Raw genomic sequence first — 13336 nt, 5'->3', positions numbered from 1 at the left:
ATAGTGTCCAACTTTTCATTAGATAGAAGCCCCTTCACGACAGAAAACCTCCTTGATCCATGTCGGAATCAAGGAGGTTACACTCATTATTTGACGTCAAGCCACTTGAAGCTTGCATCGGCACCGAACGGGTGACGGTACATGTTCTCGATGTTTGAACGCTCTAAGTATGCCTCACCTTTTTGATAAATCGGAGCGATGGCAAAGTCTTCTTCGAGAAGGATGCGTTCTGCTTCTTGCATTGCTTCCCAACGTTTCATCTGATCGGCTTCTTTCTTCGCAGATTGAATCAACTGATCATACTCGTCATTCGAGTACTCCATACGGTTGAACGGTCCGTCTGTGACCCACATGTCGAGGTATGTCATCGGATCCTGATAGTCAGGTCCCCAACCAGCTGCAGAGACGTCATATTCGCCTTTCCCTTCAAGATCAAGGAAGTTTTTGAACGGTTGTTGCTTGATGTTAAGTGTCAAACCTGGCAAGTTCTTCTCAAGTTCACCTTTGATGAACTCGTTCACTTTCTTGAACGCTTCCTCGTCACGTGAGAGGAACTCGAGTTCGATCGTTTCAACACCTAATTCTTCTAATCCTTTTTCCCACGCGGCTTTTGCTTCATCCACGTTGTAGTTGAGGAGGTCTGGATACTTCTCACGGAAGTCAGCCCCGTCTTCTGTGAACGTGAAGTCTTTCGCTACGATAAAGTTCGCAGGTTGCGACCCATCTGTTAAGATGACATCTGTCACACTCTGTTTGTCGAATCCTTTCGCAAGTGCTTCACGGATGTTGACGTTTTGGAGCGCTTCGTTCTTTTGGTTGAAACGAAGGAAGTTGATTCGAGCATCGGCACGCGTTTTGAACTCGTCGCTATCTTCGAATTGCGGAACGAATTCAGACGAGAGGAGCGTATAGTCCGCTTCACCCGACTCGAACAAGTTGACCCCAGTCGAGACGTCTTTTACGACTTTGACGTTGATCGTATCCATCTTGACGTTTTCAGCATCCCAATATTCAGGGTTCTTCTTGTAAACCCATCCTGCATTGTCTTGCCACTCGCTCAAGACGTAAGGTCCGTTATAGAGTGTCTTGTCGACAGATGTTGCGAACTCTTCGCCTTGCTCTTCGACGTACTCTTGTTTTTGCGGCATATACGTCGGGAAACCAGTCAATCCTAAGAAATAAGGAGCCGGTGCTTCCAATTGTACTTCAAGCGTTTTCTCGTCAATCGCTTTTGCACCGAGGTCGTCGAGCGACATTTCACCTGCAAGGATTTTGTTGGCGTTTTTTAAGTCTTGAAGAATGTAGGCATACTCCGCACCTGTTTCAGGATTGAGGGCACGTTTCCAAGAGTAAACGAAGTCTTCAGCTGTAATTGGAGAACCGTCTGACCAGTTTGCGTCACGTAACTTGAACGTGTATGTAAGGCCATCCTCAGATACTTCAACATCTTCGGCAATCCCCGGTGTCGGTTGGTTGTTCTCGTCTAGACGATACAATCCTTCGAACACGTTGTTTGTAACGATGATCGATGTCGAGTCTGTTGTAAGTGTCGGATCGAGCTGCGGCAAGTCCGTCGCCGATACCATTGTGATTTCTTTTTTCGCATCGCTCGAAGATGAACCTTCTGAACTCGATGAGTCATCCCCTGTGCTACAAGCTGCCGTCGCCAATAATGCGACCCCCGATAACGCTAGCCATTTTTTGTTACGCATTATACAACCTCCCGAAAATTCTGATAATTTAGAATATGTTGTAATTAAACTACATCTGACATGAATATGCAATGGAATTTTTCAAATTATCCGAAAATATAAACTTATTCAGAATGACTATTCAGCAATCCTTACAGGAAGTAGAATAGAAAAATCAACGAATGATTATACAATATTTTTGTATAGTTATTCGTATAGACAGGATAGTAGTGGAGGCGTTAACTTGAAACAACATTCAGCCGGAATCGGCTTTTTCGGTCTAGCAGCAATGGTCGTTGGGACTATGATCGGTGGAGGTGCGTTTAACCTGCCTGGTGCCATGGCACAAGGGGCAGGGGTCGGACCAGTTTTAATTGGATGGGGGATTACGGGAGTCGGCATGATTATGCTCGCCTTTGTCTTTCAATTTTTAGCCAACACGCGGCCGGAGTTAGAAGGTGGAATTTATGCTTATGCTCGTGAAGGCTTCGGGAAGTTTGTCGGATTCAACAGCGGCTGGGGATACTGGATGTCGGCTTGGATTGGGACGGTAGCCAACATCACGTTGATTTTCAGTACATTGGCTTATTTTTTCCCTGTTTTCTCAGCAGAACACCGACTGTTTCGCTTGTTCGTGAGTGTCGTTCTGATTTGGGGTTTATTTTGGCTCATTTCACGCGGGATGCGTGAAGCGGCACTTCTCAATATCGTGACAACGATTGCGAAACTCGTCCCGATTATTTTGTTCATCGTGTTGATCCTATTCGCGTTTAAAATAGATACGTTCCAAGTCGATTTTTGGGGAGAAACAGGGTTTGTTTGGGCGGATGTGTTTCCACAAGTGAAGTCGACGATGCTCGTCACACTCTGGGCATTTGTCGGTATCGAGGGAGCGGTCGTATTGTCATCGCGCGCACGTCACAAAAAAGATGTCGGTCGTGCCACGGTCATTGGTCTGATTGGGACGTTATTGATTTACATGATGATTTCAATCTTCTCGTTTGGTGTCATGACACAGGAGCAACTCGCTGCGTTGCCTGAACCGTCGATGGCATATGTGTTAGAAGCGGTCGTCGGCCCGTTCGGCGCAACATTGATTAACATCGGACTGCTCGTATCATTAACAGGCGCATTGCTCGGCTGGACGATTTTAGCGACGGAGATTTCGTACGTGGCGAGCCGGGATGGGGTGTTTCCGAAAGTATTTCACCGTTTGAATGCGAACGAGACACCAGTGAACGCGCTATTCATCACCCAAGCGTTCACTCAAGTGGTCACGGCCATCGCCTTGTTTTCAGAACAGACGTATCTCGTGCTTTCAAGCATCGCTGGAATCGCAGCACTCGTTCCTTATCTATTTTCGGCACTCTATGGATGGATGGAGGCGAAGCGGACGACGTCGCTACGGATGATGGTCGTTTCCGGGATTGCCTCGCTATACGCCGCCTGGTTACTCTATGCTTCAGGATTCGAGTATGTCTTGATTGCGATGATTCTATACGCACCTGGCATCTTCGTCTTTCTTTTGGCAGAACGGGAACAAGGACGACCGTTCTTGACCCGTACCCAGTCGATGATTGCCTTGATTATTCTATTATGTGCGACCTATGGCATTTATGGGCTTTGGACAGCCACAATCGCTCTATAAGAAAACTCACCGGCGCTTCAAGCGTCCGGTGAGTTTTTTAATGATCGGAGTAATTGTTCGATTGCACTTGGTGAAGCAGGTCTTGCGTATAAATAGCCTTGGAAAGAATCGCAGTCTGTCGACTTTAAGTGTGCCAATATCTCTTCATCTTCGACCCCCTCCGCGACGACGTGGAGATTTAAGCTCTTCCCAAGATGGACGATGACATCGAGGAGATGAGATTTGGACGCCATCCAATCATCGAGAAAGACTTTATCGATTTTGAGTTCATCGACCGGGAAGGACTTCAAATACTGTAAGGACGAGAAACCTGTCCCGAAATCGTCAATCGACAGTCGATAGTTCAAGCGCTTGATTTGTTCCATGCGTTCGATGATTTCATCGGTCTGTTGCATGACGAGACTTTCCGTGATCTCCAAAATGACGTCTGCCGGGTCGAGCTGGAGTTGTTGCTTGATGTTTCGTAACGTATTCAAAAAACTGTCGCTTCGGAATTGATTAGGCGAAATGTTGATTGCCATCGAGAGCGGTTGATCGAACTCGGTTTTCCAGGCTTTCAGTTGTTTCGTTGCCTCTAAGATGACCCAGTTGTTGATGGGAACGATGAGTGCCATCTCTTCCGCGAGCGGAATGAACTCTGAAGGTGGGATTTGTCCCAGTTCGTCGTGATGCCAACGAAGGAGTGCCTCAAAACCAATGAGCCGGTCTGTGGCGAGTTCATACTTTGGTTGATACTCAAGATAAAAATGCTTTTCTTCAAGGGCTCGGTACATCGCCTTCTCAATATGAATTTGTCTCGAGAAAGCGGCATCCATATCTTTTGTCACGAATTGAATCGTACCGACGCCGATCTGTTTCCCTTTGAAGAGGGCACTTTCAGCACGTGTATACAGTTCCTCGAGTGAACTTGTCGAAGACGGATAAAATACGCATCCGATCGAAATCGATACCATGATGGAGTGATGGTAAATTCGGAACGGACGTTGCAGTTCGTGTTGCAGATGTCGGAGTACTTGGAACACTTCTTCTTTCGATTCCTCGAAGAACATGACACCGAACAGTCCGCCCGTAGGATGGAATAAAAGAGCGGATTCCGGAATGAGATGCAGTGCGCGCTCTTTGATTTGGATGAGAAGTTCGTTCCCAACGCGAGACCCGAATGACTCATTGATAATTTTGAAGCGGTCGATATCAAACAAGGCAATATGAAGGAGACCTTCTCGCTCATCGATTTGTAGAAGGATTGAGTCGTAGCGACGTAAAAACCCTTTTTTATTATAAAGTCCGGTCAACTCATTTTGATAAGCGAGGAACTGGACTTCTTTTTCAAGACGCTTCTTTTCCGACACATCAAATCCGAATGCGGTATATTGAATCACTTCATTCTTCTCACTAACAATCGGTACGACAGTCAAGTTAAGCCAACACGGCTCTGACTCATGTTGCTTACAGGAGATCGGCATCTCACCGTTCCAAATCCGATTGGTCGCAAGTGATTTTAAAACGTTACGCGAAATCTCGTCCTGTTCACTTGAATCATGAATGAGTTCGAACCATTCGCGTCCGATTAGCTGTTGCTCCGTCGCATCGAGTAGACGGCATAACGAAGGATTGATGTCTACAATCTCGCCTTTCGCATTTGTCGCCAAGTAATGCGTGGACTGTTTAATCATCTCTTGAAAATGATGAAGTAGATTGAACTGTTCTGTACTGATGAGCGGTCCAAATCCTTTTGGGAGAAACGCTAAAAAATAACCATAGATCCCTTCGAGCGAAAAAGATTGCAGGTAGGCAGTCGCATAGATGACGGAGCCATCCTTATGTTGAAACGGCGTCATCGCCGTTGTCGAGAATGGATATTGAAGGAGGAGCGGCGACCATGTTTCGAGAGCATGATCTAATTGCCGGACGACCGGCAGCGGTTGATGGAGGACTTCGTCACGTTCCCAGCCGAATAAAACTTCGGCATGCGTATTCCATAATAGGACCGTACCATCTTGAGAAATATAACAACACGGAACAGATAAAGCATCGATGAATTCATCTACTGGTAAATCACGCAATGAAGCCACATCATTTCCTCCAATCTGTCATGCTAAATGCATATTCTAATGTCAGTGTACCTGATTTTGCCAATTCAAGGAATGCTTAAGTTCGTCATTGTCAAAAGAAAGAGGGACGTCATATACTGAAAGAGTAAGATAGTTTTGAATAAGGGGGAAACAATATGTCAAAAACACATGATGTGATTGAATTGACAGAGAAGTTCGGGGCACATAACTATCATCCACTACCGATTGTCATTTCGGAGGCGAAAGGGATTTGGGTAACCGATCCTGAGGGGAATCGCTACATGGATATGTTAAGTGCATACTCTGCTGTCAATCAGGGACACTGTCATCCGAAGATCATCCAAGCGCTTAAAGATCAAGCGGATAAGATCACGTTGACGTCGCGCGCCTTTTATAACGATCAACTCGGACGTTTTTACGACAAAGTGGTAACGCTTACAAAGAAACAGATGGTGTTACCGATGAACACGGGTGCAGAAGCGGTCGAGACGGCCGTGAAGACAGCACGTCGTTGGGCATATGACGTGAAGGGCATTCCTGGACAAGCGGAAATCATCGTCTGCTCAGGAAACTTCCATGGACGGACGATGGCTGCTGTGTCGATGTCGACAGAAGCGGAATATCAGCGTGGATTCGGACCATTATTGCCAGGGTTCAAAGTTGTGCCATACGGTGATATCGACGCGTTCGAAGCGGCGATCACAGAGAATACAGCGGCGTTCATCGTTGAACCGATTCAAGGGGAAGCTGGAATCATCATTCCACCAGCAGGTTATTTGAAGCGGGCATCTGAACTCTGTAAAGAACATAATGTCCTCTTCGTCGCAGATGAGATTCAGTCTGGACTTGGTCGTTCTGGAAAGTGGTTTGCCATCGAGTGGGAAGACGTCACACCGGATATGTATATTCTCGGAAAAGCACTCGGAGGCGGAGTCTTCCCAATCTCATGTGTTGCAGCTGACCAGGAGATTCTTTCGGTCTTCAACCCAGGCTCGCACGGGTCGACGTTTGGCGGAAACCCGCTTGCTTCGGCTGTTTCGGTCGCAGCTCTTGAAGTGCTTGAAGAAGAAAACCTACCGGAGCGTTCGCTAGAACTCGGGACGTACTTCATGGATCGCTTGAAGTCGATCGATAATCCGATGATTCGTGACGTTCGCGGACGCGGACTCTTTATCGGCATTGAGTTGACGGAGTCGGCTCGTCCTTATTGTGAGGCGCTAAAAGAGCGGGGACTTCTTTGTAAAGAAACACATGAAACCGTGATTCGATTGGCACCACCGCTTGTGATCACGAAAGAAGAACTCGACCAAGCATTCGAAGCAATCGAAGCCGTATTGGCTCCCGCAGCTATTTCGTAAGAAGCGTCAGCTTGGTATAATGAAGTCAGTTCAATCGACACCTGCCTAGCAGGTGTCTTTTTCGTGGAGGAGGAGTTGGATGATTTACATATATGTCGGATTGGCAGGGGCGGTCGGTGCTTTGGCACGCTATGGCCTTGGTATGATGATCGATTCGATTGGACCGAGCGCATTCCCGGTTTCGACATTGCTCATCAATCTCATCGGTAGTTTTTTGTTAGGGTGGTTGACTCACATGTTTCTTCGAACGGGTAAACTTTCTCCTCAATTCGTCACGATTGTGGGGACTGGAATGATTGGTTCCTTCACTACATTCTCCACGTTTAGTGTTGAAACGATTCGATTATTAGACGAAAGTCGGATAGGAGTGGCGCTTCTATACGTCTTTTTGAGTATCACGCTTGGACTCGGGAGCTCATGGCTTGGTTATCGTGTCGGCGTGAGACGAAAAGTTGAGGTGAAATAGGGTGACAATCATGTGGATTGCGACAGGTGCCTTTTTTGGTGCGATGTGTCGTTTTGCTATCGGTCAACTGATGAAACGGTGGTCTGATTCCACCTTTCCATTTGCAACATTATTCGTCAATGTGTCGGGTTCGTTTGGCCTTGGGTATTTATATGCCCACACGAGCCATCCGTCGCTCCTTCTCTTTTTAGGGATTGGATTTTTAGGGTCGTTTACGACGTTTTCGACTTTGAAACTTGAATTGATGCGGTTTGCGACAAAAGACTGGATTCGATTCGGACTTTATCTCCTTGCGACATATCTGTTTGGAATACTGGCTGCTTATATCGGCTGGTCAATCTAAAACAACGCCCCTTCCATCTCGAAGGGGCGTTGTTTTATTCTGCAAGTTGAAGCTTCTCGGTACATGAAGTACAAGTCGTTTCGTATGACTCGCATTGTTCATCCATATGCTTCCCGCATTCCTGGCACGTTTTGTCCGGTAGTTTTTGATAAAACTCGACAGATGACTCGAGTCGGCTCGCCCATTCATTCATATGAAAATGCCTCCTTCGTAGATGTGTCACAGTATTGGTTGTTGCCATGATTGTATTATAACAGATACTATCAAGTCAACTATAATATATAACAGATATATTCGGGATTTTTTGCTACACTATACACATCAAAAGACGAGGTGAAAAAAATGAAAGTGCCACAGTGTGAAACGATTGGAATTCAATCAGAGGACGTTCCAACGCTACAAACCGCCTTGGCGCAATTAGATGCGCCTCGAGTCAGTCGTTTGTTTAAAGCGTTCGCTGATCCGACCCGTCTAAAAGTGCTGTATGTGTTGACGCTCGAACATGAACTATGTGTATGCGATGTGGCGGCCGTTATCGGTCACTCTAACGCGACCGCATCTCACCATTTACGGACATTACTTGAACAAGGATTGGTAAAGTATCGTAAAGAAGGGAAAGTCGTTTATTATTCATTGGATGATGAGCACGTGAGACAGCTCGTTGAAATTGCATTGACACACAGTGAAGAACAAAAAGACGTTTAAGTCCAATGACCGTCCCTCGAATGGGGACGGTCATTTTTTTTGTACTTGTCTTCGATTAAAATTCACGTTACGATATATTCAAATGAACGTTTGAATGTTAGGGGGATATGATGAGAAATCGAGACGTACTACCTGTGTCCGGTATTACCTGTACGAATTGTGCAGCTAAGATTGAGCGAGATGTATCGAAACGTGAAGAAGTCGCATCTTGTCAAATTGATTTTGCGACGAGTCGTATGGTGATTGAGTGGGTGGACCCGTCAAACCGTGACAAGACGCTTCAGTCGATTGAGCAGACGATGGGACGGATTGAACCGGGAGCAAAGTTTGTTAAACAAGACGACAATCAAACCGAAGGACGAGATTGGACGCTTTGGAGATTCCTTATGGCTGCTTTTATTTTTTCAATTGCCATTTGGACAGATTCGACTTTAGGATTCATTGCGGCATATTCACTTGCTGGCTACGACGTCGTATACGGTGCGATCCGGAACGTATGGAACCGGGAATGGTTTGACGAGAAATTTTTAATGACCATTGCGACAATCGGGGCATTCGCCATTTCAGAATACCCGGAAGCGGTAGCAGTCATGCTGTTTTATCAGCTCGGTGAATACGTGCAAGGACGGGCAGTACGCGCCTCCCGAAAATCGATTCAGTCCTTGTTGAATATGAAACCGACCCGGGCGCGTGTACTCGAGGCGGGTCAGGAAATGGAACGATTGCCGGAAGACGTGTCGGTTGGGTCACATCTCGTCATTCGTTCAGGAGAACTAGTCCCGATGGATGGATTCGTCGTGAGTGGGGCGAGTTCCCTAAATACATCGTCTTTGACAGGTGAATCCGTTCCAAGGCAAGTGAGCGCGGGCGAGGAAGTGTTGGCAGGTATGGTCAATATTGAGGGGCGTCTCGTCGTTGAAACGACGAAACTCGCGGCTGAGTCGAGCCTTCAAAAAATGATTGCTCTCGTCGAAGAGGCGAATGGAAAGAAAGCAAAAACGGAACAAATGATCACACGATTGGCAAAGGTCTACACGCCGATCGTGGTAGTCATGGCGACACTTGTCGCATTCGTTCCACCCTTGTTTGTCGGGGACTTGAATGAATGGATTTACCGGGCCTTGATTTTTCTCGTCATCAGTTGCCCGTGTGCACTTGTGATTTCTATCCCGTTAGGTTATTTCGGGGGGATCGGTTCTGGATCGAAACAAGGGATTCTTGTAAAAGGTGGCGAGTTCCTTGACACGTTGACTGAAGTGGATACAGTGGTCTTCGACAAAACAGGGACATTGACGACCGGACGATTTGAAGTGACCGATGTCGTGACGACAGACGGCATCACCGTTGATGAACTGTTACATTTAGCTGCTCGGGTCGAACGAGCATCCAATCATCCTCTTGCGCAAGCAATCGTCCGTCGTGTTGGAGAGGTTCAAGCGTTTGAATCGATTCAAGAGGAGCCAGGATATGGTCTCCGTGCACGAGATGGTGACGATGAGGTGTATGTGGGGAGTGCCCGTTATATGGAACGGTTAGGTCAAGTGATTGAAGATTCATCAATCGGGACGAATGTGCACGTGATGAAGAATGATCGTTGGCTTGGACGAATCGAACTGATGGATACGGTAAAGCCGGATGCGATGGCTGCGATCGAACAATTGAAACGTATCGGAATCCAGACGGTCATGCTATCTGGAGACCGGCGAGAAGTCGCTACAAAAATTGGCGGGCAACTCGGACTGGATGAAGTGCGAGGGGAGTTGCTTCCACACGAGAAAGTGGAGGCGATCGAACGGATGATCGAAACACGTAAAGTTGCCTTTGTCGGGGATGGAATGAATGATGCGGCGGCTCTGGCCCGGGCAGATGTCGGTCTGGTCATGGGTGGCGTCGGAAGCGATACAGCGGTCACGGCGGCGGACGTCGTCTTGATGCATGATGCGCCAACGGATGTCATTCGGGCCATTGAGCTAGGGAAACGAACGAAGCGCATCGTCTGGCAAAATATTTTCTTTGCCTTTGGAATCAAAGCGCTTGTCATGTTCTTAGGATTGTTCGGGATTGCAACGATGTGGGAAGCGGTATTTGCGGACGTGGGAGTGGCGCTTCTTGCCATCGCAAATGCGACGCGATTACTTCGTATGACATCATGAAAGAAGTGTCTCGGTTTTATACCTGAGACACTTCTTTTCTTATTCGATTCTGTCGTGATGCGTTTTAATGCGTAACAACAAAAAGGTGAGGATGACAATAATGGCAAGAAGTAAAAACGTGATGGTGAAAAGGACTTGTGTCAAGAAAGATACTTGATTCTCTGCTGCAATCAACTCTTTATGAATGTCTTTGTATTGCATTTGTTTGAGAGACCGTAAGTCTTCTAAAATCGTTTGCCGAAGTTCTGTCATCGTTTCTGCGACAGCCGTTGCTTTCACTAAGTCGCCTTCTTCATAGATGACTAGGACGCGGTCGGCTTCCTTTTCCCAAATGGCATCTCGTTCAAGTAAATCGAGGACAGAGCTCGGTGTGTCCGGGTCATCGATGATGGATTGTTTAAGGTCTTTAGCTTGTCGAGACATGCTGTAGTACATCTCTAAAAAGTGTCGGTCTTCATATGCGAGTAATCCACGGATGGCATTTGCCCGTTCGACGTTATAATACATCACGTCTTCAATCGATTCATAGGAGCCGAGTTGTTCGCCTTGAATGGTTTCGAGACGCTCATTTGTTTCTTTCAATTGAAAAATAAAAATAAAAATAATCGAAATAGATAAGATTGATAAACTGATCCATAGTAAAATCCACTTTCGTTGTGACATCGTGACCCTCCTTTCTTCTACATCGTACATGATTTTGTAAAAAACGACAGAAAATATTTTTTTGAAAAAGGAAAAAACGGGGAAATGTATAATCATTAAGAGTAGTGTCTCTTGATGAGAGAAGACAATTAGATGCATAAGGAGAGTCAATATGTCAGAGAACTCGACGTTACACAAGCTGTGCCAGGTTTTACGAAACAAGCGAACCAATCTTACCTATGAGATTCCGAGTCTTTGGAATCGTATGCGTTTCCATTCCGAGCCGGTTCGAGATGGGGTGGAACGTGTCAATCCATATGATTTCTTGTTGGAAACGATTGAAAAAACGATTTTCCCGTATGCACATGAAAGTCGCGACTATCGTACTTCCATTGCGCTTGCAGACGGACATTTACAAACCGGGGGGGATTGGATCAAACGGGCATCGGTCTACTCCATGCAAGTTCGTACATCGACCTCATGGGACCATGACGGGTCGGGTTACGTTGAAATGGAGAATTCAGTAGGAATGAAAGACACAGGCACTTTTGTGAAAACGCTTGCATTAATTCCGCATCTTCTCTACATGGGGATTGATACATTGTTCCTCTTGCCGATTTCGCAACACAGCCATAAAAACAAGAAGGGTGAATTCGGTTCTCCTTATGCCGTTCAAGACTTTTTCGCAATTGATGAAGAATTGAAGGAAACGTTAACCGGTGACGAGATGACGGTCGAAGAAGAATTTGCCGCATTCGTGGAGGCCTGTCACATGGTGGGAATTCGTGTCGTCATCGATGTCATCCCGCGGACGTGTGCCCGAGATAACCGTCTCATTTTAGAAAACCCGGAATGGTTTTATTGGATTCCCTTGACGGAAGTCGATTACTATCATCCGCCATATGTGCCGGGCATTGGGGAGAACGTCAAACCGGAATTTGCTTTCTTGCCGATGGTATATAACTCAGAGGACGTATGGCAACACTTACGACGATTCTCCATGGCGCCGAACTTGATTGATGGGGAAAAATGGGATCGGGTTCGTAATACGTTGCTCGAGCATCCAGAAGAAAACGTGTTGGCGATGATTGAACGAGAGTTCGGCTTGACGACTGCACCTGCTTTCTCGGATTGTATCAATGACCCGCAACCACCATGGTCAGACGTAACCTATTTCCGACTTTTCTTAGACCATCCGCTTGCAGCGGCACCTTATGTGAACGATGCGAACATTGCACCTTATATTCTGTTTGACTCGATCAAATCCAATCAATTCCGAGGAAATGAGATCAATGAACCCCTTTGGGAGATGCTCGCTGACATCATTCCTCACTATCAACGGGAATACGGTATAGATGGAGCGCGTATTGATATGGGTCATGCCCTCCCGGTCGATTTAGCACAACGAATTTTGGAACAACCGCGTGCCATCGATTCGAATTTCAGCTTTATCGCTGAAGAACTCATCGAGTCTGGAGCCTGGGCGGCGAAGGATGCTGGCTATAACATGATTATCGGATATGGTTTCTATAAAGAACCGCGATTCAACACGCATGAAACCCATCAATTCTTATACGATTCACGCTTTTTACCTCTTCCAGTATTTGCGGCAGGTGAAACGGCCGATACGCGACGTCTCGCGACACGGGAAGGTGGACGAAAGGCAAGCCGCTTGTTGACGGTGTTGAACGGATTTATGCCAAACGGGGTTCCGATGACGAACTCGGGGCTCGAATTGTATGAGACACAGCCGATGAACACTGGACTCGATTGTCGACCGGAAGAGGCGTATCAACTCTTCCCGACGGACCCTTATTTCGGCAAGCTTGCATTTTTTGATGCGTATCAGTTTCATTGGGACCATCCAGAACGGGATGAAATGATTGAAGTGATGCATCAAGTGGCTGAAATCCGACGTCGATGGTTAGATGTGCTCGTGGATCCGAATCACTTTGAACCGCTCATTTTAAATGAACCGTTCGCCCCATTCATTGGATTCGCTTGGTTACGCCCAGAAACGAATGATACATTGCTCGTCGTAGCGAATACGAACATGATCGATACATTACGAGGAGTCGTCACGCTTGATGGGGTAAGACGTCGAAATTGGAATGCGAGTCGTTTTGCAGAGATGGTCTATTCACCTGATTCATGGCCATATGCGGAGCATTCGTTTGATGACAATTGGAATCTCGTCGTCGATTTGAAACCGGGAGAAGTCAAAGTGTACGAGATGAGATGAAAAAACGCCTTGGACC

Annotated in this window: 11 protein-coding genes; 7 read left to right on the top strand and 4 right to left on the bottom strand. The window is 46.6% G+C overall.

Going from position 1 to position 13336, the window contains the following annotated elements; all coding sequences use genetic code 11:
- Nucleotides 1-86: 86 nt before the first annotated feature.
- Entirely contained in the window at nt 87-1712 is a 1626-nt protein-coding gene (locus KD909_RS12185; protein ID WP_211781706.1) for a peptide ABC transporter substrate-binding protein, read from the bottom strand.
- Between the two features lie 223 nt (nt 1713-1935).
- Between KD909_RS12185 and KD909_RS12180 the strand changes: the two genes are divergently transcribed.
- On the top strand, nt 1936-3339 hold the full coding sequence (locus KD909_RS12180; RefSeq protein ID WP_211781705.1) for a basic amino acid/polyamine antiporter: 1404 nt from the start codon (nt 1936-1938) through the stop codon (nt 3337-3339).
- Nucleotides 3340-3356: 17 nt separating this feature from the next.
- Here KD909_RS12180 and KD909_RS12175 read toward each other — a convergent pair whose 3' ends face one another.
- Complete coding sequence (locus tag KD909_RS12175) at nt 3357-5411, bottom strand: bifunctional diguanylate cyclase/phosphodiesterase (protein WP_211781704.1); 2055 nt, start codon at nt 5409-5411, stop codon at nt 3357-3359.
- 155 nt (nt 5412-5566) lie between these two features.
- Between KD909_RS12175 and KD909_RS12170 the strand changes: the two genes are divergently transcribed.
- The 3 genes from KD909_RS12170 (at nt 5567) to KD909_RS12160 (ending at nt 7578) form a co-directional block, all read left to right on the top strand.
- Nucleotides 5567-6769, top strand: coding sequence for an ornithine--oxo-acid transaminase (locus tag KD909_RS12170; protein WP_015880758.1), 1203 nt, complete (start codon nt 5567-5569; stop codon nt 6767-6769).
- A gap of 79 nt (nt 6770-6848) precedes the next feature.
- The gene (crcB, locus tag KD909_RS12165) at nt 6849-7235 is read left to right on the top strand and encodes a fluoride efflux transporter CrcB (RefSeq protein ID WP_211781703.1); all 387 of its coding nucleotides are present in this window, start codon (nt 6849-6851) and stop codon (nt 7233-7235) included.
- Between the two features lie 10 nt (nt 7236-7245).
- Complete coding sequence (locus KD909_RS12160) at nt 7246-7578, top strand: fluoride efflux transporter FluC (RefSeq protein WP_015880760.1); 333 nt, start codon at nt 7246-7248, stop codon at nt 7576-7578.
- Between the two features lie 34 nt (nt 7579-7612).
- Here KD909_RS12160 and yhfH read toward each other — a convergent pair whose 3' ends face one another.
- Nucleotides 7613-7771 carry a protein YhfH gene (yhfH, locus tag KD909_RS12155; protein ID WP_211781702.1) on the bottom strand — a complete coding sequence of 53 codons (159 nt, stop codon included), beginning with the start codon at nt 7769-7771 and terminating at the stop codon, nt 7613-7615.
- A gap of 149 nt (nt 7772-7920) precedes the next feature.
- Here yhfH and KD909_RS12150 point away from each other — a divergent pair, with 149 nt between their 5' ends.
- A complete protein-coding gene (locus tag KD909_RS12150) occupies nt 7921-8283 on the top strand; it encodes an ArsR/SmtB family transcription factor (protein ID WP_015880762.1) in 363 nt (120 codons plus the stop codon).
- 110 nt (nt 8284-8393) lie between these two features.
- Nucleotides 8394-10436 carry a heavy metal translocating P-type ATPase gene (locus KD909_RS12145; protein WP_211781701.1) on the top strand — a complete coding sequence of 681 codons (2043 nt, stop codon included), beginning with the start codon at nt 8394-8396 and terminating at the stop codon, nt 10434-10436.
- Between the two features lie 39 nt (nt 10437-10475).
- On the opposite strand, the gene KD909_RS12140 is transcribed toward KD909_RS12145, so the two are convergent.
- Nucleotides 10476-11099 carry a hypothetical protein gene (locus tag KD909_RS12140; protein ID WP_211781700.1) on the bottom strand — a complete coding sequence of 208 codons (624 nt, stop codon included), beginning with the start codon at nt 11097-11099 and terminating at the stop codon, nt 10476-10478.
- 151 nt (nt 11100-11250) lie between these two features.
- Between KD909_RS12140 and KD909_RS12135 the strand changes: the two genes are divergently transcribed.
- A complete protein-coding gene (locus KD909_RS12135) occupies nt 11251-13320 on the top strand; it encodes an alpha-amylase family protein (protein ID WP_211781699.1) in 2070 nt (689 codons plus the stop codon).
- Nucleotides 13321-13336: the final 16 nt, after the last annotated feature.

Source organism: Exiguobacterium sp. PFWT01, from assembly GCF_018255795.1.
GTDB lineage: Bacteria > Bacillota > Bacilli > Exiguobacteriales > Exiguobacteriaceae > Exiguobacterium.
This window is presented reverse-complemented; position numbering and strand designations above follow the sequence as displayed.

Excerpts from the sequence above, each read along its gene's own strand:
- yhfH (WP_211781702.1), bottom strand. The coding sequence starts at position 7,771 with ATGAATGAATGGGCGAGCCGACTCGAGTCATCTGTCGAGTTTTATCAA.
- KD909_RS12150 (WP_015880762.1), top strand. The coding sequence starts at position 7,921 with ATGAAAGTGCCACAGTGTGAAACGATTGGAATTCAATCAGAGGACGTT.
- KD909_RS12135 (WP_211781699.1), top strand. The coding sequence starts at position 11,251 with ATGTCAGAGAACTCGACGTTACACAAGCTGTGCCAGGTTTTACGAAAC.
- KD909_RS12160 (WP_015880760.1), top strand. The coding sequence starts at position 7,246 with ATGTGGATTGCGACAGGTGCCTTTTTTGGTGCGATGTGTCGTTTTGCT.
- KD909_RS12145 (WP_211781701.1), top strand. The coding sequence starts at position 8,394 with ATGAGAAATCGAGACGTACTACCTGTGTCCGGTATTACCTGTACGAAT.
- crcB (WP_211781703.1), top strand. The coding sequence starts at position 6,849 with ATGATTTACATATATGTCGGATTGGCAGGGGCGGTCGGTGCTTTGGCA.
- KD909_RS12185 (WP_211781706.1), bottom strand. The coding sequence starts at position 1,712 with ATGCGTAACAAAAAATGGCTAGCGTTATCGGGGGTCGCATTATTGGCG.
- KD909_RS12170 (WP_015880758.1), top strand. The coding sequence starts at position 5,567 with ATGTCAAAAACACATGATGTGATTGAATTGACAGAGAAGTTCGGGGCA.
- KD909_RS12140 (WP_211781700.1), bottom strand. The coding sequence starts at position 11,099 with ATGTCACAACGAAAGTGGATTTTACTATGGATCAGTTTATCAATCTTA.